Annotated in this window: 18 protein-coding genes and 2 pseudogenes; 14 read left to right on the plus strand and 6 right to left on the minus strand. The window is 65.9% G+C overall.

Annotation, left to right across the window (positions count from 1 at the left end; translation table 11 throughout):
- Positions 1-321 precede the first annotated feature (321 nt).
- Complete coding sequence (locus NR101_RS16415) at positions 322-1,158, plus strand: hypothetical protein (protein ID WP_256776409.1); 837 nt, start codon at positions 322-324, stop codon at positions 1,156-1,158.
- 18 nt (positions 1,159-1,176) lie between these two features.
- Complete coding sequence (locus tag NR101_RS16420; RefSeq protein WP_256776408.1) at positions 1,177-1,314, plus strand: hypothetical protein; 138 nt, start codon at positions 1,177-1,179, stop codon at positions 1,312-1,314.
- 69 nt (positions 1,315-1,383) lie between these two features.
- Here the strand turns inward: NR101_RS16420 and NR101_RS16425 are convergent, their stop codons facing one another.
- Positions 1,384-4,131, minus strand: coding sequence for a TonB-dependent receptor (locus NR101_RS16425; protein WP_256776407.1), 2,748 nt, complete (start codon positions 4,129-4,131; stop codon positions 1,384-1,386).
- A gap of 306 nt (positions 4,132-4,437) precedes the next feature.
- Positions 4,438-4,590, minus strand: a pseudogene (locus tag NR101_RS16430) (glycoside hydrolase family 97 C-terminal domain-containing protein); the annotation flags it as partial.
- 254 nt (positions 4,591-4,844) lie between these two features.
- Between NR101_RS16430 and NR101_RS16435 the strand changes: the two are divergent.
- From NR101_RS16435 to NR101_RS16465, 7 genes are all read left to right on the plus strand, one after another.
- Entirely contained in the window at positions 4,845-7,046 is a 2,202-nt protein-coding gene (locus NR101_RS16435; RefSeq protein ID WP_256776406.1) for a Six-hairpin glycosidase-like protein, read from the plus strand.
- Entirely contained in the window at positions 7,043-8,530 is a 1,488-nt protein-coding gene (locus NR101_RS16440) for an MFS transporter (RefSeq protein ID WP_256776405.1), read from the plus strand. Before NR101_RS16435 ends, NR101_RS16440 begins: the two co-directional genes overlap by 4 nt.
- A complete protein-coding gene (locus tag NR101_RS16445) occupies positions 8,530-10,251 on the plus strand; it encodes an alpha-amylase family glycosyl hydrolase (protein ID WP_256776404.1) in 1,722 nt (573 codons plus the stop codon). Before NR101_RS16440 ends, NR101_RS16445 begins: the two co-directional genes overlap by 1 nt.
- Positions 10,252-10,345: 94 nt before the next feature.
- A complete protein-coding gene (locus NR101_RS16450) occupies positions 10,346-10,837 on the plus strand; it encodes a GNAT family N-acetyltransferase (protein ID WP_256776403.1) in 492 nt (163 codons plus the stop codon).
- An 83-nt stretch (positions 10,838-10,920) separates the two neighbouring features.
- Entirely contained in the window at positions 10,921-11,301 is a 381-nt protein-coding gene (locus NR101_RS16455) for an SseB family protein (protein WP_256776402.1), read from the plus strand.
- A 121-nt stretch (positions 11,302-11,422) separates the two neighbouring features.
- Positions 11,423-12,922: an ATPase domain-containing protein gene (locus NR101_RS16460; protein WP_256776401.1), complete on the plus strand. Its 1,500-nt coding sequence runs from the start codon at positions 11,423-11,425 to the stop codon at positions 12,920-12,922.
- Positions 12,912-14,984 (plus strand): PAS domain-containing sensor histidine kinase, encoded by a 2,073-nt coding sequence (locus NR101_RS16465; protein WP_256776400.1) that lies wholly within the window; start codon positions 12,912-12,914, stop codon positions 14,982-14,984. The genes NR101_RS16460 and NR101_RS16465 overlap by 11 nt, the downstream gene beginning before the upstream one ends.
- A 68-nt stretch (positions 14,985-15,052) precedes the next feature.
- On the opposite strand, the gene NR101_RS16470 is transcribed toward NR101_RS16465, so the two are convergent.
- Positions 15,053-18,631, minus strand: a complete 3,579-nt coding sequence (locus tag NR101_RS16470; protein WP_256776399.1) for a M1 family aminopeptidase — start codon at positions 18,629-18,631, stop codon at positions 15,053-15,055.
- Between the two features lie 13 nt (positions 18,632-18,644).
- On the minus strand, positions 18,645-19,538 hold the full coding sequence (locus NR101_RS16475) for an ABC transporter ATP-binding protein (RefSeq protein WP_256776398.1): 894 nt from the start codon (positions 19,536-19,538) through the stop codon (positions 18,645-18,647).
- Positions 19,539-19,747: 209 nt separating this feature from the next.
- On the opposite strand from NR101_RS16475, the gene NR101_RS16480 reads away from it, so the two are divergent.
- Positions 19,748-21,124 (plus strand): alpha/beta hydrolase, encoded by a 1,377-nt coding sequence (locus tag NR101_RS16480; RefSeq protein WP_256776397.1) that lies wholly within the window; start codon positions 19,748-19,750, stop codon positions 21,122-21,124.
- On the opposite strand, the gene NR101_RS16485 is transcribed toward NR101_RS16480, so the two are convergent.
- On the minus strand, positions 21,110-22,141 hold the full coding sequence (locus NR101_RS16485; protein WP_256776396.1) for a LacI family DNA-binding transcriptional regulator: 1,032 nt from the start codon (positions 22,139-22,141) through the stop codon (positions 21,110-21,112). The genes NR101_RS16480 and NR101_RS16485 overlap by 15 nt on opposite strands.
- 323 nt (positions 22,142-22,464) lie before the next feature.
- Here NR101_RS16485 and NR101_RS16490 point away from each other — a divergent pair, with 323 nt between their 5' ends.
- Together NR101_RS16490 and NR101_RS16495 are read left to right on the plus strand one after the other, a co-directional pair.
- Positions 22,465-23,031, plus strand: coding sequence for a single-stranded DNA-binding protein (locus NR101_RS16490; protein ID WP_256776395.1), 567 nt, complete (start codon positions 22,465-22,467; stop codon positions 23,029-23,031).
- A 224-nt stretch (positions 23,032-23,255) separates the two neighbouring features.
- Positions 23,256-23,575 (plus strand): annotated as a pseudogene (locus NR101_RS16495) (IS3 family transposase); the annotation flags it as partial.
- Between the two features lie 96 nt (positions 23,576-23,671).
- Here NR101_RS16495 and NR101_RS16500 read toward each other — a convergent pair.
- Positions 23,672-24,271: a CGNR zinc finger domain-containing protein gene (locus tag NR101_RS16500; protein ID WP_256776394.1), complete on the minus strand. Its 600-nt coding sequence runs from the start codon at positions 24,269-24,271 to the stop codon at positions 23,672-23,674.
- Positions 24,272-24,357: 86 nt separating this feature from the next.
- Between NR101_RS16500 and NR101_RS16505 the strand changes: the two genes are divergently transcribed.
- Entirely contained in the window at positions 24,358-25,320 is a 963-nt protein-coding gene (locus tag NR101_RS16505) for an alpha/beta hydrolase (RefSeq protein ID WP_256776393.1), read from the plus strand.
- Positions 25,321-26,042: 722 nt separating this feature from the next.
- The gene (locus NR101_RS16510) at positions 26,043-26,939 is read left to right on the plus strand and encodes a TIM barrel protein (RefSeq protein WP_256776392.1); all 897 of its coding nucleotides are present in this window, start codon (positions 26,043-26,045) and stop codon (positions 26,937-26,939) included.
- Positions 26,940-26,951 lie beyond the last annotated feature (12 nt).

The following is a 26,951-nucleotide window of genomic DNA, read 5'->3' on the forward strand; positions in this document are numbered from 1 at the left end:
ACCACAATCTAGCTGGCCGGCCGTGCGCCTTCTCCCCTCAGATGGGAGAAGAACCTTTTTTTATGGGGCAGCGGGAAGGTGCAGAGCATTGCCAGGCGCCGCCTTGGGTAGGTACTGACCGTTGGTCGGTACGCTTCTGCGGCGTCAAGAGCAGCCGGGTAGACCCCGGCTCCACAATGGCCACGGTTTGGTGTTGCATCGCGAAGACTGTGATGGGTGAATCAGTTACTGATATCGCCGGATAAATATACAAGTTCTCGCATGGTTTGGCGGATAGGCAGGCGGAAGACTGGAGCCTCGCTCGCGTAATGGGGATTCAGCATGTATTCGACCACCTGCAAAAAACCGGCTCAGCGCCGTTGCCGTTACATCGTCGCTGCCGGCCTGTTGATGCTCGCGTTCAACGGAATCGCCGCGTCGCATGAAGCGGGTGCTGCGCACGTGGTGACCAACCCCACGCTCGACGAAGCCATGCAGGACACCACGGTAATTACCTCGCTGAAGACGCTGCTGGGTAACCATTACGCCGCGTTCCGAAGCCGCTTCGACCAAGTCGCACAACCGGTGCCGCTCAAGGACGGTGGGCTGCTGCTGGATGGGTGGCAGGCCGATGCCTACGACACGCATGCCGCGGTGATTGTGGTTCTGCCTGACGGCGGCCTTCATGCTGCGTACTTCGACAGCGGCACATCGGAGGTCGTTTGCTTTTCTACGCCAGGCGCGCCCTGCCACTATGCCATTGCCATGTGGGCAAAGCGTTTTGAGGTTTCGGCATGGAGAAGTGCTGCTCCGTCCTCGCCCGAAGCCTTCTGGGCACCGTTTCATCAATCCGGGCCGAACGCTGAAGAGCAGGTCGCCATGCGGAGCGTAGCAGCGTCAATATGGTCCCGGGAGATGGCGGACAACTGGAACATGAATGCTGGCGTAGGCGATGTGCTGGGTGGCGCCACCAAGCACATCATGGACTGCTCGGCCGCCTTCAGTCTGGTGCCCAAACCTGTGGGGTGGGTTCCCGGCTGGAGCTACGTAGCCAAATCAGCAGGGCAGATTGTGACTTACATCATCGGGGTTTCAGGCAACCGGGCGTATCGAACGTGTGTCGTTTCGGCATCACGCGACTGGCGCAGCTTCATCGAGTGGGCCTCGATTGACCTTTGATTCTTTAAGGCGGCATGCATGTGGGAGTTGATGTGTCAGTTTGCCAGCCTGCTTGCCGATCAGATCGGGCATCTTTTCGCCCGGCGCAGTGTGCGTGTGCTGCTGGTGGTGATCGTAGTGGTGGGTATTGGCAGCACGCTGCTGGTTCACTCTTGACCGCGCACCGCACACATAAAAAAAACCGCCGTGGGAGCGGCGGGTTTTCGGTGCTGCAACAGCGGTCGATCAGAACTTGTAGTTCACGCCCAGCATGTAGGTGCGGCCCCACTCCACGTATTCCAGCGGACGGTCCTTGGTGCCGGCGTAGGTGCGGTACGGCTCGTTGGTCAGGTTGCTTCCCTGCAGCAGCAGCGTCAACCCGTGCAGGCTGCTGCTCTCGGCGAAGGTGTAGCTCACCTGCGCATCGGTCACGTTCTCGCCGACCACGTAACGCAGCGTGCGGTTACCGTTGAAGTTGCCGATCTCACCGATGAAGTCCGAACGCCGACGCTGGCTGATGCGCGCCTCGAAACCGCTGCGCTCGTAGTAGGCAGTCAGGTTGTACACGCGCTTGGACAGACCGGGCAGGCTGATCGGACCATCACCCACCGATGAGGCGCTTTCCGGATCACGGATGCTGACATCACTGTCGTTGAAGGTGGCACTGGCTTGCACGCCGAAGCCGCGCAGCGACGGCGAGAACATGTCCAATGGGAACGAAGCGGTCAGTTCCAGTCCACGCAGCATTCCACCCTTGCCATTCTCCGGTGCGGTGAATGTACCGGTGGTCTGCGCCGGCGGCGAACCCACCGGCGGCGCGTAGTCGGCGACGAACTGAGAGAAGTCGTAGTTGTCCTGGGACTGCGTGTAGATGTAGGTCTTCAGCTGCTTGTAAAACACCGCTGCAGCCACGTACGCCTTCTCGCCGAAGTACTTCTCATAGGACAGATCCAGCGCATTGGCCCGCCATGGATCCAGCAGCGGGTTACCGCTACTGGCGCCGGGCTTGCCGGTAGCCACATCCACGCCGAACTCGAGCGACGAACGCATCTGGTCCACACGCGGGCGTGCCACCTGCTTGGCTGCGGCAAAGCGCAGCGTCTGCTGGTGCGGGAACATGAAAACCAGGTTCATGCTGGGCAGCCAGTCGTTGTACGCCTTGCCGTCGCTGAACGGACGCACGTTGCTGCCGGCCGGCTGCGAGGAGTCCCAGTAATTGGACTGCGAACTCTGGTCGGTGTGCTGCATCTGCACGCCGATATTGCCGCGTACGCCAACGTCGCCGATGTCGGTGTTGATGTTTGCGCGCAACCACGCGGTGGTGATCTTCTCCTGCACCGTCCATGCCTTGGGGACCAGGTAGGACAGGTCGTCGGTCGGCTCGAACACCATGTAACGATCGACCGCCGCCGGCACGTTCCACGACGGGATGTAGCCCATGCCGGCAAAGCCCAGGTTGACCGGCGCGTACTGCAGGTCCCCGGCGATGTTGGCATCGCCCTGGTCGCCGAGCAGGATGTTGCCTTCGGCCTGGGTCTTGTCCTTGCGGCGGTCGGCGTAGTTGACGCCCACGTCCACGTCGGCGAACCACGGCAGCGAATCGGGCAGGGCGAAGGTGGCCTGCAGGCGAGCGCCCTTCAGGCGGTCTTCGACCATCGGCACCTTGCCGTAGCCGGAGCCGTAGATGGTGTTGGTCAGGAACAGCGCATCGGGATTGGCGTAGTTCAGGCCCGGGCTGATCTGCGAGAACCCGTCCGGCTTGACCGCCACGCCCACCGAGTCCAGCTGCGGCATCGGGGTGAGCTGCAGGTTGTTTTCCAGATTCAGTTCGTTGCGCGTGGCCTTGGAGTAGTTCACGTCGGCGACCACCTTGACCCGCTCGAAGTTGAACTCGTTGTTCCAGCCGAACGCGTCGATCTTGTCCTTGCGCTTGTTGTACATGCCGCGCACCAGCGGGTACACGCCGGTGGCCACGCCGCCGGCGAAGGTGCCATCGGCATTGACCTGCGGGTTGGTGATCAGCAGGCCCGGGCTGTAGCCGCCGTTGTAGTTGCTGAGGTTGACCTCGAACTGGTTGGCGGTGTCGATCTGCTCGGCTTCGGTGTGGAAGGCATCCAGGGTGCTGGTCCACACGTTGGACGGGCGGAACTGCACGGTGGCCATGACGCCGTCGCGTGTGTTGTTGCCCGTGCGGCGCAGCGCCTTGATGCCGTCGGAGAACACCGTGCCCGGGGCCAGGCCGGGGCGGTTGCCCTGGTCGGTCTGCTCGGTGGTCCACGGCTCATACAGGCCCACCTGGTTTTCCTGGATCGGCATGTCGCTGTGCGCGTAGCCGATCGACACGCCCCAGGTGTTGTCCAGGAACTGGTCGATGTAGCTGGCGCTGAAACGGTTGCCGTACGGGTCGACGTTGGCGGCCTTGCCCAGCGAGCTCTTCTGGTAGCGGCCGCTGATGGCGATCACGCGCTCGGCGAAGCTGAGCGGGCGCACGGTCTGCATATCGATGGTGCCCGACAGACCCTGGCCGACCAGTGCCGCATCGGGGGTCTTGTACACGGTCACGCCATTGACCAGTTCCGAGGGGTACTGGTCGAATTCGACACTGCGGTTGTCGCCGGTGCTGACCACTTCACGCCCGTTGAGCAGGGTGGTGGCGAAGTCCGGCGACAGGCCGCGCACACTGATGACCTGTGCACGGCCGGCCACGCGCTGGGCGGCCAGGCCGGGCAGGCGGCCCAGCGATTCGGCGATGCTCACATCAGGCAGTTTGCCGATGTCCTCGGCCGAGATCGCCTCGACCACCGAGGTGGCGTCCTGCTTGATCGCGATCGCGTTCTCGATGCCACGGCGGATGCCGGTGACCTGCACGGTGTCCAGGTTGGTGGCCGCCGTCCCGGTCGGCGTAGTGGGTTCGGCAGTCTGCGCCGACGCCACCAACGGCGTCAGGGCGACGGCCAGCGCGATACTCAGCGCGCTGCGCTTGCAGTTCAACATTTTCCCCTCCCAGGCAATGTTGCCAATCGATTTTGTAGTTGCCCGGAAGACCCGGGAGCGTCATGGCGCGGTGGCCGTTGACTGCGTGGCTATGGTAGGCAGCGCGCCATCGGCGTGAATCACCCTGCATACGTATTCAATGGCGTTTACAGCGTTGGAATCGGTTACAGGCGCGTTATCGCATTCGTGCTACCGCGTGTGGACCGGTCGTGCTGGTCGTTGGCCGTGTGTGCTTTCTGTCTGGTGTCCTGGGAGCCGGCCGGCGGCCGGCACTACCGGTGATGCGGGCGTTATCGGGTTACAACGGGTAAAGCGGATCGCCTGGCCGCCGCCGGGCGCCAGCACCAGCGTCAGCGCATCGGCACTGGTCACCTCGCGGGTGTCGCGCACGAAGGCGAACGGGCTGCTGCGGAAATCGGCACCGTCGCCATCGGGGTAGATCTCGGCGCGATAGCGCACGCTCGGCATTTCCCCTCCCAAGGCAGCCGGAACATGGCTCGGACTATAGCCACGCAGATCCTGCCCTTACGCCGCATCGCGATGAATACGTATGCAAAGGGGCGCGCATCCGGGCGCGCCGTCTACCATGGGGCCAGGCACCCTGGGAGGGGGCCGCGAGCGCAACCGTCGGTCAGTGCCATGGCGGTCTGCGTAACTACAACGCGTGCAAAGAGGGAGGGAGGCCGACGGGCGCAAGCCGGTCCGCCGCTTCGATGCTGAAGATGATCTGCCTGACCGCTGCCCTTGGGCTGGCGCTGGGTTCGACCGCAACCGCGGCGGACCTTACCTTTCATGGCCGCACCGTGCGTGCCAGCTCCGCCGCCGAGGGTGGCTTCCAGCTGCATGCGCCGCAGGGCGATGTCGCGATCGCTGCGCAGCCGATGCGCAGCCGCACCGACAGCGTGCTGTTCGATGCGCTGTTCGCGCTGGCCCAGCAGGAAATGGACGCCGACCGTGTCGATGCGATCCGCGACCCGGCCTTCAACCAGGGCGACCCGGTGCCGTGCGACTGCTTCCAGACCGGCGAACGCTGGCCGTACGTGTGGACGCGGGATGTGAGTTTTGCCGCCGACCTGGCGCTGTCGCGGCTGGATCCGGTGCGGACCCGGCAGTCGCTGCAGTTCAAGCTCTCGGCCGCGCGCGATGGGCATACGCCGGGGCTGTTCGTGGCCCAGGACACCGGCTCGGGCGGCAGTTGGCCGATCAGCAGCGACCGCGTGGTGTGGTTCATGGCCGCACGCGGGCTGCTCGCTGACCGACCCTTCGCCGACAAGGTCTGGCAGGCGCTGCAGGCCACCCTGGCGCAGGATCGCGCGGCGGTGTTCGACGCACGCATCGGCTTGTATCGCGGCGAGACTTCGTTCCTGGACTGGCGCGAACAGACCTACCCGGACTGGACCCGCCAGGACGTGCGCTTCATCGGCGAGTCGTTCGCGTTGTCCACCAACGTGCTGCATTACCAGGCCCTGCGCCTGGCCGAGCGGCTGGCGCGCGAGCGCGGCGATGCCCGTGCCAGCGACTACGCCGGTTGGGCCGACGCACTGGCCACGCAGATCAACGCGCGCTTCTGGCGCGAGGACGCCGGCCAGTACATGAGCTACATCGGCGACGCCGCGCACCCGGTGCCCTACGCCAAGTACGACCTGCTGGCGATTTCGCTGGGCGTGCTGGCCGATGTGTTCCCCGCCGACCGCGCCCGCCGCGCGCTGGCCAGTTACCCGGCGGTGGAAGGCGGCAGCCCGGTGGTGTGGCCGCAGGAAGCGCAGCAGCCGATCTACCACAACCGCGCGGTGTGGCCGTTCGTGAGTGCGTACGCGCTGCGCGCCGCACGCCGTCTGGATGACGCCGCCCGCATCCAGCTGGAGATCGAATCGCTGATGCGGGGCACTGCATTGGCCGGCTCCAACATGGAAAACTACGAGATGCGCCGCCTGGCCGTGCATGTCGACGAAGGCGCGTTGAGCGGCCCGGTGGTCAACTCGCCGCGCCAGCTGTGGTCGGTGGCCGGCTATCTGTCGATGGTGCTGGAAGGCGTGTTCGGGGTGGAGGCCGATGGCAGCGTCGCCCCGAAACTACCGACCGCGCTGGTACCGCAGCTGTTCGGCAAGCGCGGCAGCATCGAGCTGGACGACGGCACGACCCGCTACGTGCTCAAGCGCCCGCGCAAGCTGGATGGCGTGTTGCTGGTGGCAAAAAACATCGTACGCAAGAACAACACCGTCACCGTGCAACTAATGGCCGTCCCCGGTAGAGCCGAGCCACGCTCGGCTGCTCCTGCTCCTGTTTCCGCAGCCGCCTACGCCCCCACCACACCCGCCGCGCCCAAACCGGTCAAACGCGGCAAGACCTGGTCCATCCCGATCCCCGCCAGCCACGTGTTGTGGCTGGATGGCCGCGAGGTCACCACCGCCCCGCCGCTCTCCCTCCGCGACGACGGCCACCAACACTGCCTCAGCCTCACCCGTCGCGAAGGCACGTTGGAATCCCTGCACAGCCCGATGACCTGCGTCGGCCCGCAGCAGCGCCTCCCCGGCACGGCCACGTGGCGCTGGTCCGCCACCCAGCCCACCCGCGTGCGCATCCGCCTGCGCTATGACAATCCCAATGGCCCGATCAACACCGGCGTCACCGCGGCGGTGAAGCAGCTGGTCGCCCAGTGCCCGGGCCAGCCGGCGCAGCGTGCCACCGTGGTGATGCCGCACAGCGTGGGGCCGCAGGAGTCTACCGCGGCGGAATTCGACCTGCCCAAGGGCCGCTGCCGCTTCACGCTGGAGGAGGGCTTCAACATGAGCGCGCTGGTGCACTTTGCCACCTACAACGGCGGCAAGGGCGGCCGCGATGGCGTGCTCAACCAGGCCAAGGTCAGCGCGCTGCTGATCGCCCCGATCGCCCCTGCCGCAGAGCCTGCCCGATGAGCCGTCCCGCCAAGCCAACGCTGTCGTTCTGGCAGATCTGGAACATGTGCTTCGGCTTCCTCGGCATCCAGTTCGGGTTCGCGTTGCAGAACGCCAACGCCAGCCGCATCTTCGAGACCCTCGGCGCACCGATGGATGCGGTGCCCGGGCTGTGGATTGCCGCACCGCTGACCGGGCTGCTGGTGCAGCCGGTGATCGGCTACTGGTCCGACCGCACCTGGACGCGCTGGGGGCGACGTCGCCCGTACTTCATGGTGGGCGCGTTGCTCACCACGCTGGCCCTGTTGGTGATGCCCAACTCGCCCACGCTGTGGATTGCCGCCGGCACGCTGTGGGTGCTGGATGCCTCAATCAATGTGTCGATGGAGCCGTTCCGCGCGTTTGTCGGCGACCAGCTTGCGCCGCGCCAGCGGCCCACCGGCTACGCGATGCAGAGTTTCTTCATCGGCATCGGTGCGATCGTGGCCAGCTTCCTGCCCTTCCTCCTGGCCCACTTCGGCGTGGCCAATACCGCCGGGGCAGGGCAGGTGCCGGACACGGTGCGCTATGCGTTCTACGTCGGTGCGGGGGTGCTGCTGGCTGCGATCTGCTGGACGGTGTTCCGCACCCGCGAATACACGCCGAACGAGCTGGCCGGCTTCGCCGATGCCGAACCGCCGGCCGCGCAGCAGTCGTCGCGCAGGGCCGGTCCGCCGCCGTGGGCGCAGAGCGCGCTGTGGCTGCTGACCGGCGTGCTGATGGCTGCGGCCATCGCCTGGCAGCGGGGCGACAAGATGCTGTACGTGCTGGCTGGCCTGTGCGCGGCGTATGGCCTGCTGCTGGGCGCGTCGCGGCTGCTGCCGGGCACGCACATGCTGGCGCAGATTGTCGATGACCTGCGCGCGATGCCGCAGACCATGCGGCGGCTGGCGTGGGTGCAGTTCTTCTCGTGGTTCGCGCTGTTCGCGATGTGGATCTACACCACCGCCGCGGTAGCGGGCACCCACTTCGGTTCCACCGATCCGGCATCGGCGGCGTACAACGAAGGCGCCAACTGGGTGGGCGTACTGTTCGGTGCCTACAATGGTTTCGCCGCGCTGGCTGCGCTGCTGATCCCGCCGATGGTGCGCCTGCTCGGGTTGCGCTGGAGCCACCTGGTCAATCTGTGGCTGGGCGGGCTGGGGCTGATCTCGCTGGCGGTGATCGATGATCCCAAATGGCTGCTGCTGTCGATGGTCGGCGTCGGTTTCGCCTGGGCCTCGATCCTGTCGCTGCCGTATGCGCTGCTGTCCGACAGCGTGCCGGCGGCCAAGATGGGCATCTACATGGGCCTGTTCAATTTCTTCATCGTCATCCCGCAGTTGATCGCCGCCAGCGCGCTGGGCTTCATGCTGCGCACCTGGCTGGGCGGTGATCCGATGCACGTGCTTGCCCTGGGCGGCGCCAGCCTGCTGGTGGCCGGCGTTTGCGTGCTGCGCGTGCCTTCCACACAGGAGCTTGCCTGATGCATGGTTTTTCCCGGGTGTCGCTGGGCCTGTTCGTTGCGCTGTTGTCGGTCCAGGCCATCGCCGCGCCGCGCCCCGAGTACGTGGGTACCACCGAACCGTTCGCCAGCGATGCGGTGTACTTCGTGGTCACCGACCGCTTCGTCAACGGCGACCCGTCCAATGACCACCGCGACCAGGGCGGCACGCACCGCACCTTCGACATCCCGGTGCCATGCCCGGACAAGGTCGACGGCAACATCGGCTACCTCGGCGGTGACTTCAAGGGCGTGCTCGACAACGCCGACTACATCCGCGACCTGGGCTTCGGCGCGGTCTGGATCACCCCGATCGTGGACAACCCCGATGAGGCCTTCACCGGCAGCAAGCCGATCAGCTGCAGCAGCACCCTGACCGATCGGGGCAAGACCGGCTACCACGGCTACTGGGGCATCAACTTCTACAAACTCGATGAGCACCTGCCCAGCGCCGATCTCGATTTTGCCGGGCTTACCCGTGGCCTGCACGCGGCCAGGCTGAAGGTGGTGCTGGACATCGTCGGCAATCACGGCTCGCCGGCCTGGACCATGCCCACGCGCCAGCCGCAGTTCGGGCAGATCTTCGACAAGGACGGCACGCTCATCGCCGACCACCAGAACCTGCCGCCGCAACAGCTGGACCCGGCACACAACCCGCTGCACGCGTTCTACAACAACATCGGCCCGGTCGATAGCAAGAACGGCTCGATCTTCAGCGGCAACCTGGCCGAGCTGTCGGACTTCAACGAGCACAATCCGGCGGTGATGGACTACCTGGTTGGCGCGTACCTGCAGTGGACCGCGCAGGGCGTGGACGCGCTGCGCATCGATACCATCGGCTGGCTGCCGCACCCGTGGTGGCATGCGTTCGTCAGCCGTGTCCGCGCCGCGCATCCGGGCATGTTCATGTTCGGCGAGGCTTTCGACTACGACGCCAATACGATTGCCGAGCATACCTGGCCGGCCAACGCCAACGTCAGCGTGCTGGATTTCCCGCTGCGCGGTGCGTTGTCCTCGGTGTTCGGCAAGGAACAGAAGGGCTTTGAAGCCCTGGCCGAGCCGCTGCACCTGGTCGGTGGGCCGTATGCCAATCCGTACGAGCTGATGAGCTTCTACGACAACCACGACATGGCCCGACTGGACGCCACCGACAACGGCTTCATCGACGCGCACAACTGGCTGTTCACCGCGCGCGGCATCCCGGTGCTCTATTACGGGTCGGAAGTGGGGTTCATGCGCAGCCGCGCCGAACACGCCGGCAACCGCGCCTACTTCGGCCAGCAGCGCATCGCCGCCGCCCCGCAGAGCCCGATCTTCGGTCCGCTGCAGCGTATCGCGCAGCTGCGCCAAGCCACACCGGCGCTGCAGCGTGGCCTCCAGGTCAACGAGCGCCTGCAGGGCGATGAAGCGGTGTTCTTCCGCGTGCTGCAGCAGCGCGACACCCACCAGACCGCGCTGGTGCTGCTCAACAAGGGGGATGCCGCGCGCAGCATCGAGGTGAGCCGCTACCTGCAGGCTGGCCAGTGGCGCGATGCCCTGGGCGGGCAGCGCCAGACGGTCAAGCGGACGCTGACGGCCGAGGTGCCTGCGCACGGTGTGCGCGTGTTCGTGCTGGACGAGCCGGTGGAGCAGCCTGCGCTGCAGGCTCAGTTGAAGGCAGCGGTGGACGATCAGCAGGCGCGGACCCGGCGCCTGGCGAAATAGCCTGTCACCCGTCCGGTCCGCCGCGTTGCAGTGGGCCGGGCACTACACTCGGCACCGCGACCGCATGCTGCGGTCCTCGCCGAGCACTGTCTACATGTCCCAATTTTCCCTGCGCCCCGCAACGCCGGACGATGCCGAGCGTCTGTTCCACCTGATGCAGTTCTACTACTTTGAAGCGTCTGCCTGGAGTGGCGAGGACGTACGCGCAGACGGCCTGTTTGACTGCGACCTCAACGACGTCCGGGCGTCGGTCCGCGCTGATCCGGCCTGGGCCCGGCTGTTGTTCGTCGACGATGCGCTTGCCGGGTTCGTACTGGTGGACCAAGTGGAGCAGGACGGGCGCCGATGCCCTGAACTGGCCGACCTCTTCGTGCTGCCCAGGCACCGTCGCCAGGGGCTGGCCGCGCATGTCGTCACCGCCCTGGTGCGCCCCGATGGGGGCCAATGGCTGCTCGCGGTGTTCCGTGGCGACGGCGCCGCGTACGCCTACTGGACGCGCGCGCTGCCTCGCATGGGCATGCGTGCCATCGAACTGGCCAGTGATGACCCGACCTTCCATCGGTTCCTGATCGGGGACCCCGGCTGAGGGCTACCGCGCAGGCCCCTTGGCGGCCGGCCGCCCATCGCCGCAACGGTACAATGCGTCACCCCCCTGCTGCCCGTCCGCCCATGACCGAACTCCCCCCGCAGACCCCGATCGAAACCCTGCTGCAGACCGCGATGGACGGCCAACTGCCGATCGGGCTGTTCATGAAGGCGTTCGTCGCCTCCGAGGTGGTGCTGCTTACCGGCAGCCTGGTCACCCCCGACGGCAGCGGCTTCGACCCGCTCCTGTTCGACAAGCAGGGCGTGCTGCACGTGGCCGTATTCACCCACATGTCGCGCGTCGGCTTCCATGCCCAGCAGGCGCCGCACACGATCCGCATGCAGATGCTCGAGGTGCTCAAGCGGGTGCCCGGTGGCTACGGGGTGGTGGTCAATCCCGGCACGCGCCTGGGGTTGGAGCTTTCGGCCGCCGGCATCGGCGAGATCCTCAAGGATTTTGCGTAGGCCGCCGCGCGTTTTTACATCGCCCACACCTTGCTTAATGCGATTTCAGTTAGCGAAGCTGATGACACAATTTCTACACAGAAGCGGTTGCTAGACTCGCCCCGTCGAAACTGGCGAACCTATGCAGACACAATCCGCACGCATCACCACCGGCATCCAGGGCCTGGATCAGATCCTCCGTGGCGGCTTCCCCCAGGGGCGGCTGTACCTGCTGGAGGGACCGCCCGGTTCGGGCAAGACCACGCTGTCGCTGCAGTTCCTGCTCGAAGGGCTGCAGCGCGGTGAGCGCTGCCTGTATATCACCCTGTCCGAGACGGCCGAGGAACTGCGCGAGGTTGCTACCGCGCATGGCTGGTCGCTGGAGGGCCTGCACCTGTTCGAACTCGGCTCGGCCGAGGACGCGCTGGGCAACGGACGCCTGCAGTCGGTCCTGCATTCGTGGGAAGTGGAGCTGGATGAAACCGTCAACCTGATCCTGGGCGAAGTGGACCGCATCCGGCCCAATCGCGTGGTGTTCGATTCGCTGTCCGAGTTGCGGCTGCTGGCCCAGGATTCGCTGCGTTACCGCCGCCAGATCCTGGCGTTGAAGCAGTTCTTCGCGCCCAAGAGCGCCACCGTGTTCCTGGTCGATGACCTCACCTCCACCGGTGAGGACCGCGACGGCCAGTTGCACAGCCTGTGCCATGGCGTGATCTCGCTGGAGCGGCTGACCCTGGACTTCGGTCCGGCGCGTCGCCGCCTGCAGGTACAGAAGCTGCGCGGTGTGGACTTCGTCGCCGGCTACCACGACATGGTCATCCGCGAGGGCGGGCTGGAGGTGTTCCCGCGCCTGATCGCCAACCAGCATCATGATTATTTCCAAGGCACCCCGATCGGCAGCGGCGTGGACGAGATCGACAACCTGCTCGGCGGCGGTCCCCTTCGCGGCACCTGCACTCTACTCACCGGCCCGGCCGGCAGCGGTAAAACCAACGTGGCGCTGCAGTACATCTGGGCCGCGTGCGAGCGCGGCGAGAAGTGCTGCATCTTCGAGTTCGACGAGCGCGTCGGTACCCTGCTGAACCGGGCCAAGGCGCTGGATATCGACCTGCACGCGCATCTGGCGTCCGGGCGCCTGGAAATCATGCAGATCGACCCGGCCGACATCTCGCCCGGCGAGTTCTCCTGGAACATCCAGAAGGCGGTCGAGGAGCGCGGCTGCAGCGTCCTGCTGATCGACAGCCTTAATGGCTACGTGGCGGCCATGCCGCAGGAAAAGCAGCTGATGCTGCAGTTGCATGAGATGTTGTCCTATCTCAACCAGAAGGGCGTAGTCACCTTCATGGTGAATCCTCAGCACGGCCTGGTCGGCACCATGTCCACGGGAAGCATCAATGTGTCCTACATCGCCGATGCAGTGATCCTGTTCCGCTTCTTCGAGGCGCAGGGGCGCATTCGCAAGGCGATTTCGGTCATCAAGAACCGCGGTGGCGCGCACGAAGACACCATCCGCGAGCTCAAGATCGATGGCCGCGGCCTGGCGTTGAGCGGTCCGTTGAAGGAGTTCAGGGGCATCCTCACCGGCACTCCGGAATTTGTTGGCGACAGCGCGGAACTGCTGGGCCACCCGTATGCCGGATGACGAAGGCGCAACCAGTATCGTCCACATTGTCGCGCCGTTCGGGCGCGACGCCGAGAGCATTGCCGCAGTGCTGCACAGTGCGGGCCTGGTCACCTGTATCCACACCAACCTGACCGCGCTGGCCGAGGCGCTCGACCAGCGTGCCGGCGTGGTGCTGATCACTGAAGAGGCGGTGGCGACCGGCGCGGACATGCTGCTCGCGCCGCTGTCGGCACAGGAAGCCTGGTCGGACCTGCCCTTCATCCTGCTGCGTTCGCCACGTGCCCATCGGCGTTCGCCGGTGGACGGGCTGCTGCCGCGGTCGATGAACGTGGTCGAGCTGGACCGTCCGCTGGGCAGTATTTCGCTGCTGAGTTCGGTACAGGGCGCGTTGCGCGCGCGCGAGAAGCAGTACCTGGTGCGCGACCAGATGCAGGCGCTGGCCGACAGCCGGGTCGCGCTGGTGCGCAGTGAATCGGAGCTGCGGCTGATCGCCGATGCGATGCCGGTGCTCATCGCCTTCGTCGACCGCTCCCTGCACTACCGGTTCGCCAACCGCGCCTATGAAACCTGGTTCGATCTGCCGGTCGGCGAGGTGATCGGCAGGCATGTCAGCGAGGTGGTGGGCATCGATGTGTCCGACAGCCGCAATGCGGCGATGGCGCGCGCGCTGCAGGGGGAGGAAGTGGTGTTCGAGGTCAGCTGGCCGCGACGCGATGGTTCACGACGCGACAGCGAAGTGCGTTACTCCCCGCGTTTTGTCGCTGACGGCGTGGCCGACGGTTTCCACGTCTTCGTCACCGACATCACCGCCTCCAAGATGGCGCTGGAGACCAGCCAGCAGCACGCCCAGGACCTGGAAGTGATGGTGGCCGAGCGCACCCGCGAGCTGGAAGCGCAGATGGCCGCGCGCGAGGCCAGCGAGGCCGCGCTGCGCCAAGCGCAGAAAATGGAAGCCATCGGGCAACTCACCGGCGGCATCGCGCACGATTTCAACAACATGCTTACCGGCATCCTGTCCGCGCTGGACATCGTGCGGATGCGGCTGGAAATGGGCCGGGTGGATGACCTGGAGCGCTTCCTGGATACTGCCACCGCTTCCAGTCAACGCGCCGCCAGCCTTACCCAGCGGCTGCTTGCGTTCTCGCGCCGCCAGTCGCTGGATTCCCGGCCGGTGGAACTCAATGCACTGGTCGGCTCGATCGAGCACTTGCTGCGCAGCACCCTGGGCGAAACCGTCCGCGTCCATACCCGCCTCGCCGCCGCCCCGCTGCATGCTGCGCTGGATACCAATCAGTTTGAAAGCGCCTTGTTGAACCTGGCCATCAATGCACGCGATGCGATGCCGGGCGGTGGTGAACTGGAACTGCGCACCTCGTCGGTGACGATGGGCGAGGGCGAGTCGGCCACCATCCCGGCGGGCGACTACGCCGTGGTGGCCGTAGCCGATACCGGTAGCGGCATGCCCCCGGAAGTGGTCGAACGTGCGTTCGAGCCGTTCTTCACCACCAAGCCGATCGGCAAGGGCACCGGGCTGGGCATGTCGATGGTGTACGGCTTCATGCAGCAGTCCGGCGGCCACATCGCCATCGATTCCCTGCCCGGGCAGGGCACTACCATTTCACTGTATATCCCACTGGTGGAGCCAGCGCTCGAGCCGGTGCCCGCCGCCAGCACCCCGACGGTGTCGCTGGGGTCGGGTCAGTCCATCCTGGTGGTTGAAGACGACGCCCAGGTGCGGATGCTGGTCACCGTGGTGCTGGAGGACCTGGGTTATCGGGTGGAAGTGGTCGGCGATGCCGACGGCGCCATCCCCATCCTGGCCTCGTCGCGACGCATCGACCTGCTGGTCACCGACGTTGGCCTGCCCGGCCTCAACGGGCGCCAGCTGGCGGAGATCGCGCGGCAATCCCGACCGGGTCTGCCGGTGTTGTTCATGACCGGCTACGCGGAGAAGGCGCAGGAGCGTTCGGCGTTCCTGGAAACCGGCATGGCGATGATCGCCAAGCCGTTCCTGCTTGACGAGTTCAGCGAGGCGGTGCGGCAGTCGATGGCCGAGGCGCAGGTGTCCGCCGCAGGCTGAGCCTGTCGGTGCAGGGCCTGCGTGACGCAGGCCCGTTGCCTGGGTGTGCGGCCGAGCACGGCTCGGCCCTACAGACTCACCTTGCGCCGATTGTCATCGCTGACCCGGTCGATCAACTTGTTGTACGGATCGAAACCGGCCTCATCCGGCTTGCCATCCACCACCACGGTGACCGTCGGGGACTCGGTGGTGATGTGGTGGCGCTTCAGGTACAGCACCTTCTGGTCGCGCTCCTTGCCCGACGGCGCGTTGGCGAACACGCCCACGTCGACCCAGTCGTCCATCCTTCCGGGCGTTTCCTTGCCGCCGCCGTCGGCATAGCGCTTCTGGGCGTGCAGCGTGAGGGTGACCTCGTACTTGCCGTCATCGCGCTTGCGCGCCTTCGCCTCCAGCAGGCGGTTGTCGTACAGGGTGATCTTCTCGAACAGATCGGTCACCAATGCCTGGCGGTCCGCCGGGGTCTCGGCACGGATGTAGTCCAGCAGTTCGCGCGAGGTGGTGTACGGCGGCTGCTGGTAACCCTTGTCCTGCAGGAAACGCTTGAGCGCGCGGTTCAAGGCGTCCTCGCCGATCTCTTCGCGCAGGCGGTAGAACACAAGCGAGCCCTTCTGGTAGTGGATGTACTGCTGGTTCTCCACACGCTCCAGCGGCAGCTCTTCGATGCGTTCGCCACCGCGGCCGGACAGGTAGCGGTCCAGTTCGGTCTTGAGGAACTGCCGCATGTGCTGACGACCGTAGGCCTTCTCCATCACCATCAATGCCGAGTACTGCGCCAGCGACTCGGACAGCATCGTCGCGCCCTGCACGTTGGCGCCGATCACCTGGTGTGCCCACCATTGGTGCGCGATCTCATGGGCGGTCACGTAGAACACGTAGTCGATCTTCTCCGGATCACGCAGATCGGCAATGAAGCCGATCGATTCGGAGTAGGGGATGGTATTGGCGAAGGACTGCGCGAAGCTCTGGTACCCCGGGAATTCGATGATGCGCACCTGGCGGTGCTGGTACGGGGTGAAATTGGCCTCGTAGTAGGCCAGCGACTTCTGCACTGCCTCGATCATGCGGTCCACGTTGTAGCCGTGGCGCGGATCGAAATACACCTCGATCGGGATGTCCTTGTACATGCCGCGCTTGACCTGCCAGCGCGCGGACAGGTATGCGTAGAAGTTGAGCATCGGCCGGTCCATGGCATAGCGGAAGCAGCGCCGGCCATTGATCGTCTTCTCCTCCTGCAGGTAGCCCGGTGCCAGCGCGATCTGGTCCGGCGCGGTGCAGATCGTGGTGCGGAAATCGAGCCAGTCCGCGTCGTCGGAGATGTAGGTGTTGGCACGCGCCGCTTCATCTTCCAGCTTGGGCATGCGGGTCGGTTCGCCCAACCCGCGCTTGCGGCGCTCGTTGCGGTCTTCCAGCTGCGCGGCGTCTTCGTAGCCGAACGAGGGCAGCATGCGGCTGTTGAAGAAGCTGCCGTTCTCGACCACGTCGGTGGGGGCCTGCCCGGCGGTGATGCCATCGGGGTGCTGGTCCACGCGGAAGTGCACGCGGCGCTCTTCGCCCGGCTGCAATGGGTTGTTCAAGTGGTAGATGCGGTAGCCCAGATCGGCATCATGGAAACCCAGCGTCTGCCCGCCCAGGTCCACGGCAACGAGCTGCCGGTCGTCGCCCATCGCGATATGGATGTCGGTGATGGGTGTGGCGTGGGTGTTGCGCACGGTCCAGTCGGCATCGAGGGTGACCGACCGGGTTTCCGGATGCAGGTCGACCCGGTTGTCCACCGCGACGATGCGCGGCTGCGGCAGGTCGCGGTACTTGGACAGCTCACGCTCGTAACGCGCCTGCAGGTCGCGCTGCTGGTCCGGCGACAGGAATTCGTTGCGGATGTTGGTGTTCCAGTACAGCCAGCCGCCGACCGCCACGAAGCCCACCATGGCCAGCGACGCGCCCACACCGGCGGGGCCGCGCAGGCGACGGCGGGCCAGAGTGATGCGCTGGCGCAGGCCCATTCCGACCCCGCGTACCCAGAACGCCGACGCCAGGCACAGCAACGCGGCCAGCAGCAGCGCCCAGTAACTCTGGAACGCCAGCTGCCCGACCAGGAAGTGGCCGAAGCCGTTCATGTCCGAATACGGCGCATTGGGCCAGTTGCCGAAGTTGTACAGGTTCTGGGTGTAGTCCAGCAGGCCGAGCGCGACCTGGCCGATCATCACCACGATCAGCAGCGCATAGCCGGCAAACTTGTTGTTGGTCAGCACCTGCAGCACCAGCGCCATGCCGCCCATCAGCACGTAGAACACCGAGCCCAGCGCCAGCGTCTGCAGGTACACCAGCGGCTCCAGCCGGGTGTAGCCCTGGCCCAGCTGCAGCAGCATCGACACCGCCGCGCCCACCGCCTGGAAGCAGGCGATCACCACCACCAGCACGGTGAACTTGGCCAGCAGCGGCACCCAGTTCGGCACCGGCATCGCATCGTTGACTTCATTGAGCCGCGCGGTGCGTTCCTTCCACACCAGCTCGCCGGCGTAGAACAGCACGATGATCACCAGCAGCCAGCTGTACGCGCCCTGCAGCGAGGCCAGCATTTCGGCGGTGACCGGATAGATCGGCGTGCCGTACAGCGATTCCTGCGTCAGCGCGCCGGGAATGAAGTTGGCCAGGCCCAGTAGCAGCAGCACCAGGAACGGCACGCTGCGCAGCACGCCGGTGGTATCGAAGCGGACCTGACGCAGGTACTGCTGCCAGCCGGTGACCGCACCGAAGGTGGGGCGGATGCGCGGTACCCCCCATTGCGTGGGGCGCACGGTCGCAGGCGTCGGCGCGGCAGGCTTGCGCCCCCAGCGACGCCGCCCGCTGCCACTGCGCTCGGTGCGGAACAGCGCGAAGGTCGCCGTGAACAAGGCGGCGGCAACGCCCAGCCACAGCGCGCGATTGGCCAACAGGTAACCGGCCACCTGCGGCAGCTGGGTGTTGCTCTGTTCGGCCGCCCAGTAGCGCACGGTGCGCCCGACGGCACGCATGCCCATCGGCTCGGCCAGCGTGGCGATCCAGGTGTTGTCGATGTCGCGCAGCAACGAGGCGCTCACCCCGTAAAGCACGAAGTAGCCGACCAGGCCGATGTATACCCACAGGATCGAGCGGGTCAGCGCGGCCAGCATCGCCAGCAGTGCGGTGGTGAACACCAGGTTGGGCAGGACGATGAAGGCGAACGTCCACGCGTAGCCCCGCAGCGAGACCGTCCCCATCCGCGCCGGGTCCACCCAGGGCATGAACGGGGCCAGGAACAGGCCCGCGGCGATGATCAGATAGAACAGCAGGCCGGCGCACAGCGCGGCCAGGATGCGCCCGGCCAGGTAGTCGCGGCGTTTGACCGGGCTGGCGAAGATCAGCTCGGCGGTACCCAGCTCGAAATCGCGCAGCAGTGCATTGCTGACGAACAGGGTGGATACCAGCATGCCCATCATGGTGAACACGCCCATGAAGCGGGCAATCACAATCGGCGCGTTGCTGTGCACATTGCCGGTGCCACCGCCCATCTGCACCGCATCGGTGGAGGCCGCGGCGAAGGCCAGCGCGGCGAACAGCAGCGACAACAGCCAGAACAGGGGGGAACGGAGCTGCTCGCGCAGCTCGAAGCGGAAGAAGGCAGTGATCATGGGCGCGCTCCGGTCAGGCAGCGCGCGACTGCAGGCGCAGCCGCTGGAAATAGACATCTTCAAGGTCAGGGGCGACCGCCTGGAAACCATCGCCGGGGTTGGTGGCGCTGTGCACGTGGATCACCGGACGCCCGCCGACCAGCCGCGTCGACAGCACCACATGGTTGGCTTCATAGCCGGCCAGTTCGGCGGTATCCACCTGCTTGCGCCAGACCTGCTGCTGCAGCGCCTCGATCGCATCGCTGGGCTTGCCGGTCAGCAGCACCTGCCCCTTGTTCATGATGGCCATGCTCGGGCACAGGTCGGTGACATCTTCCACGATATGGGTGGACAGGATCACCGCGACGTTCTCGCCGATGGCGGCCAGCAGGTTGAGGAAGCGGTTGCGCTCTTCCGGGTCCAGGCCGGCGGTGGGTTCATCCACGATCACCAGGCGGGGATCACCCAGCAGCGCCTGGGCGATGCCGAAGCGCTGGCGCATGCCGCCCGAGTAGGTGCCCAGCTTGCGCTTGCGTGCGTCCCACAGGTTCACCTGCTGCAGCAGCCCGTCCACCACCTCGCGGCGCTGCCCCTTGTGGGTGAGGCCCTTGAGCACGGCGAAGTGCTCCAGCAGATCCAGCGCGCTCACCTTGGGATACACCCCGAAGTCCTGCGGCAGGTAGCCCAGCCGGCGCCGCACCGCATCCTTGTCGCGCAGCACGTCGATGGCCGGCTCGCCGGGAATCTCCAGGGTCACGCTGCCACTGTCGGCCTCCTGCAACGTGGACAGGGTCCGCATCAGCGAGGACTTGCCCGCGCCGTTGGGGCCGAGCAGGCCGAACATGCCGCGCGGGATATCGAGCGTCACCCCGTTGAGCGCGTGCACGCCGTTGGCGTAGGTCTTGGACAGCGAGCGGATCTGCAGCATGCGTCGGACACCTTCCCCTGAATGGTGAACGACTTATCCCGGCAAAGCGGCGCGGCCACATCCGCCGTAAGTCATGGGTGCGGTCGGGAGCGGTGCGCATCTGCTCCCGGCACGACGGGCTTCATCGCGGCCAGATCGGTTTCATCGCACCGCGCTGGCGCCTGGCCAGCCGGGCAGGCAGGCTGGGCCATCCACTGCAGGAGCGTGCCATGCCCATCCACCTCCATCTGACCCGCACGGCCCTGCACGGGAGCGCGTTGTTGGCTCTGCTGACCAGCAGCGCACTGGCCAGCGCCGCGCCGGCGCCCGATGTCGCAACCGCCGCGCAGTGCGCGGTTGGCAGCTACCGCATGGCCGATGGCGGCAGCGTGGACATCGGACCGGGAGCAACGGCCGAGCAGCTGCGCTGGCGGCTCCCGGACGGACGCACCGGGCAGCTGCAGACGCGCGGCCATCGCCGCTGGGCCAGTACGCTGGGCTGGACCAACCGCGCCGATGGTCATACGGTCCAGTTGCCTGCGTGCGGCAGCACGGCCATCCGGTTCGACGGCCAGCGCGGCGAGCGCATTGCACTGGTACAGACCGACACCCGCTTTGTGTCCGGCGGCGTCACGCTGGCCGGGCGGCTGACCTTGCCGCCGGGCAATGGCCAGGTGCCGATCGTGGTGCTGGTGCATGGCGCCGAGCACGATGCCGCGTTGCCGACCTATTCGCTGCAGCGCGAATTCGCCGCCGGCGGCATCGGTGTGTTCGCCTACGACAAGCGCGGCACCGGTGACTCGGGCGGGCGCTACACCCAGAACTACCTGACCCTGGCCAACGATGCCATCCACGCCGCACGCCAAGCCCGCCGCCTGGCGGGTGCGCGGGCCGGTCGGCTCGGCTACCAGGGTGGCAGTCAGGGCGGGTGGGTGGCACCGCTGGCCGCACGCATCGAGCCGGTCGACTTCGTCATCGTCAGTTTCGGGCTGGCGGTATCGCCGCTGGACGAGGATCGCGAAGCCATCGCCGATGACATGGCACGCGCAGGCGTGGGCGCCGACGACACCGCCAAGGCGATGGAAGTGGCCGACGCCTCGGCGGCCATTGTCGGCAGCGGCTTCACCGACGGGTTCACGCAGATGGCGTCCGTCAAAGCCCGCTACGGCCACCTGCCGTGGTTCAAGTCTGTGCGCGGCAACATCAGTGGCTACCTGATGGCGACGCCGGAAGCGACCGTGCGCGTCGACGGCCCGCGCCTGCTCGAGGGCATGCCGGCCGACTACGACCCGCTGCCGGTGCTGGAACACCTGGACGTGCCGCAGCTGTGGCTGCTGGCCGGGCAGGATCGCGATGCGCCGCCCAGGCAAACCCTGCAGCGGCTGGCGCGCCTGCAACGCGATGGCCGCCCGATCCAGACCGCGGTGTTTCCCGATGCCGACCACGGCATGTACGACTTCGAACGCGATGCGACCGGCGACCGCGTCTCTACCCGCCAGCCGGACGGCTACCTGCGGCTGATGCAGGACTTCATCCTGGCACGGCCCTTGGCGGCTACCTACGGCGCGGCACGGGTCGAAACGAGGCCGCGCTCAACCGCGCCGTGACGATTCCCGCAGCACCTGCTTCACCGCGATGGTCTGCCCGTCCACCGCCTCGCCGTTGATCAGCGCCAGCAGCTTCTCCACCAGCAGCTGCCCGGCCTGCTTGGTGTCCTGCTGCACGGTGGTGAGCGTGGGCGACACCGACGCCGCCAGCGGGATGTCATCGAAGCCGGCCAGCGCCACGTCCTGCGGGATGCGCAGGCCCTGCTCGCGCAGCGCCCGCATGGCGCCGATCGCGATCAGGTCGCTGGCCGCGAACACGCCGTCCACCTGCTCGCCGCGTGCCAGCAACGCGTGGCAGGCATCGAACCCGTCCTGCTCGGTGGTGATCGCATCGTGCTGCAGGCCGGGCTCGGCGGTGATCCCGCGCGCGGCCATCGCCGCGACATGGCCGCGATAGCGCTCCTCGAATTCCGGGTAATGGCTGGACGCATGGCCGATGAAGGCAATCCGCCGGCAGCCCTGGTCCAGCAGGTGCGCGGTGATATCGAAGCCACCCTGGAAGTTGTCGCTGCCGATCGACACCCCGGGCTGGTCGGGCAGGGCCGCGCCCCAGCGCACGAAATGGGTGCCTTGCTCGACCAGCCGCTGCAGCCGCTCGCGCGACTCGTGGTAATCGCCGTAACCGAGCAGGATGATCCCGTCGGCCTTGTTGCTGTCTTCGTAATCGGCCTGCCAGTCGGTGGACAGCTGCTGGAAGGACACCAGCAGGTCGTAGCCGCGCAGCGCGCAGGCGCGGGTGATCGAGCCGAGCATGGCGTGGAAGAACGGGTTGATCAGCGAGTCGTCGTTGGTCGGGTCCTCGAAGAACAGCAGCGCCAGCGTGCCGGCATTGCGCAGGCGCAGGCTGGAGGCGTTCTTGTCCACCTTGTAGTTCAGCTCCCGGGCGATGCGCAGGATGCGCTCGCGGGTTTCGGGGTTGACCATCGGGCTGCCGCGCAGGGCGCGCGAGACGGTCGGCTGCGACACCCCGGCCAGGTGGGCGATGTCCAGGGAAGTGGCTTTGCCTCGGATGGTCATTGCTGGGGTACGGCGGGGGACGACGATCTGCATGATGCCATGCGCGGCAAGGCCGTGGCCCGACCGAAAGGCGCCCGGCCGGCGGGCGATGGCGGGGTTACGCCAGCGGCCTGTGGAACCCGTCAGCGCCCTTGCCGCCCTTGGCGTGCGGGGGAATCTGGTCGGTTCCGGGCGTAATCCCCACAGGGCCGGGGACGGCGGCGATGGTAAGATGGTGCCTTCTGGACCCCCCCATTTCACCCGGGGCAGCCCCGCGTATCTGCACCCCGCCTTGGGCTGTGATATGACTGCGGCCTGCCCTCGGACAACGGAAGAGCAACCCTATGGCGCGCGGCATCAACAAAGTCATCCTGGTCGGCAACCTCGGCAACGACCCGGACGTGAAGTACACCCAAGGCGGCATGGCGATCACTCGCATCAGCCTGGCGACCACCAGCGTCCGCAAGGACAAGGATGGCAACCAGCAGGAGCGCACCGAATGGCACCGCGTGGTGTTCTTCGGCAAGCTCGGCGAAATCGCCGGTGAGTACCTGCGCAAGGGCAGCTCGGTCTACGTTGAAGGCAGCCTGCGCTACGACAAGTACACCGGCCAGGACGGCGTGGAGAAGTACTCCACCGACATCATCGCCGACGAAATGCAGATGCTGGGCGGCCGCGGTGAAGGCGGCGGCGGTGGCGGTGCTGCTGCCGGCGGTGGCAACTACGGTGGCGGCGAGCGTCCGCAGCGCCAGCAGGCCCCGCGCCAGGAGTACGGCGGCGGCGGCGGTGGTGGCGGCGGTCAGCGCCAGGGCGGGCAGGGTGGCGGTCATGGCCAGCAGCGTCCGCAGCAGGCACCGGCGCAGTCGGCGCCGCCGATGGACGACTTCGCTGACGACGATATTCCGTTCTGATTTTTAGCTGCAGAATTATGTAAACAAGGCCCCGGTAAGTATCTGTACTTACCGGGGTTTCTGCTGTTTGCGGCCGCGGCTCTCCCATGTGCTGATCTCGTTTCCATCTTCCATTTGTAGAGGATGTAAACGATGGCACCAGAATTCCGTGTTCGGCTTGGTCTGTTCGCGTCCGGTGAACGCTCCCCGGTGCTTCCAGATCGGGAAGCACTTCCGCTCTTTTTGATACGCATCGAGATGCGTTCGGGGGCGAGCCGATCTGCAATGTCCTGCAGATTTCCCGTCTGGGTATCGACGGTATGCGGCGCTTCGGCGCGATCCGCAACAGCGCTGTTCGCGTGCGCACAGCGACGACCTCCTCGCTCCTCAGATCGAGCGTGTCTGGCAGTCCAACATGCAAGTCCACGGCGCGGTGAAGGTCTGGCGTCAACTGGCTCGCGAGGGAACGGCGGTGGCGCGTTGTACCGTCGAAGGACTGATGCGCCGCCTTGGATTGCAAGGTGTGAGGCCAGGCAAGACCGTGCGCACGACCATCAGTGACAGCTGGAACCCATCGGACATATCCCGCCTGCCGAGGCTGAGGCAAACTACTATCGGCAACTAGCCAGTCAAGCCGCCGCGGTGGCGGCCTGACGTAAACCTACTGGCCTCCACCGAGCCCGGGGGGATTCAGTTTGCGAGACCGGAACGCCGCCACTTTCATCCGGTTCCCGCACAGCGCCATGCTGCACCAACGGCGCTTTCGCGACTTGGTCGTGTCATGGAACAGCAGTGTGCAGTCATGCGCTTCACACTCGCGTACGTGCTGCAGGTCGCCACCGGCGAGGAGCCGGCTCAGCGCCACTGCGATGGGCTCCAGCAGGCTTTCTGCGCTGTCATCGCGGCGGCGTTCGACCACGCAAGGGCCTGCACCGTCAGTGGACGACTGCAGTTGAACGATCGGTCGGCCAGCCTCCAGCACCTTGTTCACCACCGGTGCCTGGAACGGGCGACCTGCCCGTGCAGCCGCCAGCAGTTCGCGTGCTTCGTCGCGCAGGGCGGCGGCCAGAGCCGCCACGCCCTTCGGAATGGGGACCGCGCCTGCGTCCAGGACGCCCGCCGCGGCCAGCCAGTCGATTGCCGCCTGGTCGCCCTGAAGCACGTCCACCGGGGCCGTGCTGGGGCCGTAAGCCGAGTTGATGAAGTCGAGCGCCAGATCATTGGCCACGAACAGCGCGGGGGATGGAGCTGAGTCGATCATTCGTAACCCCTGTAAATGTTGTTGACAGGTTACCACTGCCGTGCGTAACCTTCAAATCAACTCCAATGTGGTTACATAAAGCGCTAATGACTCCTTCGAATACGCTCGCCCGATTCGGCGCGACGGCTGCCCTGCTCGCCGCCACCGCTACCGCGCACGCCCAGGTCCAGTACCGCTACGAACAGGTGGGCGAGGTCAAGGTGTTCTATCGGGAGGCCGGCCCCCGTTCGGGCCCCACCGTGCTCCTGCTGCATGGGTTCGCGGCATCGTCGTACATGTACCGGGACGTCATCGAGGCGCTGTCGGACAAGTACCACGTCATCGCCCCGGACCTGCCCTCCTTCGGTTACACCGAGGCACCTGCGCGTGGCGCGTATGACTACACCTTCGACACCCTGGCCGCGACCCTGCAGCGCTTCACCGAGCAGCTGAAGCTGGAGCGCTACGCGCTGGTGGTGCACGACTATGGCGCGCCGGTGGGATGGCGTCTTGCCAGCGCGCATCCAGAGCGGATCACTGCCCTGATCTCGCAGAACGGCAACGCGTACGAGGACGGCCTGGCGAAGGGGTGGGATCCGATCCGCGCCTACTGGAACGATCCCAGTGCGCAGAACCGCGCTGCCCTGGCTGAGTTCCCCACGGCCGCTGCGATCAAATGGCAGTACCTGGAAGGCGTGCGCGACCCCAGCCTGGTGGCGCCGGATGGCTACACCCTTGAGGGGCTGCATGTATCCAGGCCCGGCAACGCGGATATCCAGCTGGACCTGCTGCTGGACTACGCCTCCAATGTGCGGCTTTACCCCGCGTTCCAGGCCTACTTCCGGACGCATCGGCCGCCGCTGCTTGCCGTGTGGGGGCGAAACGATCCGTACTTCCTGCCCGCCGGTGCAGAGGCGTGGAAGCGCGACATTCCCGATGCCGAAATCCACTTTTTCGATACCGGGCACTTCGCGCTGGAGACGCATGCGGACGAGATCATTCCGGTTATCCGGGAGTTTCTGGATCGGAAGGTTGGCACGCACCGAAGCGGAGCGCAGTCGGGTCCTTGAATAACAGGAAACGCGCCGGCAGGCGGAATCCCCAGCAAACCCAAAACGTTCCGGCCGCTGCACGACGATCCAGATGATTGAGTCAATCCGACCGTCCCGTCCAGAGTTGGCAAGGTGGCGTCGAACGCGTCCCGTTGGGTCGTATGCCAGCAGACGGGAAGGGTGCGATTTGGCTTCCAGCTATTACGGGTGGTCCCAGTGGATAGGGGGAAAGGATGTCAACAGGTTTATCTGGTAGGCGAAGTTGTTGACACTCGCGAGGCAGTAGTGCGCTGGGTGCATTGCATGCCAGCGCAGGTGGCAGTTGTTTACCCTTTTGGTAGGCACAACCCTTTCAAGCAAAACGCACCGGTACGTCCCGACAGAGCTTCAAGAAAACCCCCGTTCTTACGGGGATTTTTTGTGGGTCTTCGCCTGTTCACGGGGAGCAACGCAGATCGATCAACGGCTCGGGCAACGCAGGCGACCTTGAAACCGGATTTGTGTGCGCGGGAAGACCGTGCGCACACCCGTAGAGCCGACCGTTGGTCGGCTTCTCCCAGCGCCCGATGAGACGGACGTAAGCCCCAAGCTCGAGCCAAACATACATGGCCTTTGTGCTCTGCAGCATGGGTTTTAGTGCACTGCGTCTTGCAAAAAAAAGACGCGCTCCTCTATGGTGCAATCGATTGCATTAAACCGAATCGTCAGCGTGTCATACCGGTTGGGAGGCCGGAAAGTGGATGCCTATCCATTTGATCGGACCAGGCCCAGCCCCGGGGCTCACACGGCGCCATGCGCTGCGCATGGCGGTGGCCGGGAGCGTTGGCTTGGGGGTTGCGGGCGTTTTGCCTGCATTCGCAGCCGCCGCGCCGCTCAAGGGCAACCTGAAGCACTCCGTCGCCCGCTGGACGTTCCCGCAGCAATCGATTGCCCAGCTCTGCCAGACGGTGAAGGGCATCGGGTTCGCCGCCATCGATCTGGTGGGGCCGGCGGACTGGCCCACGCTGAAGGCACATGGCGTGTACAGCGCCATGTGCAACGGCGCGGAGCTGGGCCTGGACAAGGGCTTTGCCGGCAGCCAGTTCCACGATCAGCTGGTGGCGCGCTACCTGCGGCACATCGACCTGGTGGCCGATGCCGGCTACCGCAACCTCATCTGCTTTTCCGGCAACCGCAACGGCATGGACCCCCAGAAAGGCATGGCCCATGCCGAGGCAGGGCTCAAACGCATCCTTGGGCATGCCGAAAAACGCGGCGTCGTGCTGGTGATGGAACTGCTGAACTCCAAGGTCGATCATCCCGACTACCTGTGCGACCACACCGCATGGGGCGTGGAGCTGTGCCAACGGCTCGGCTCGGATCATTTTGGTCTGTTGTACGACATCTACCACATGCAGATCATGGAGGGCGACATCATCGCCACCATTGGCAAGCATCACGCGTGCTTCAAGCACTACCACACCGCAGGCGTGCCTGGCCGGCACGAGATCGGAGATCAACAGGAGCTCCACTATCCCGCCATCTGTCGCGCGATCCGCGACACCGGTTTCGATGGCTATCTGGCGCAGGAATTCATGCCTGCGGCGCCGGATCCCGTCGGCTCGCTGCGCGAGGCGATCCGCCTCTGCGACGTCTGAAACGCTATCCAC

It is taken from the genome of Stenotrophomonas sp. Ste86, from assembly GCF_024519465.1.
GTDB lineage: Bacteria > Pseudomonadota > Gammaproteobacteria > Xanthomonadales > Xanthomonadaceae > Stenotrophomonas.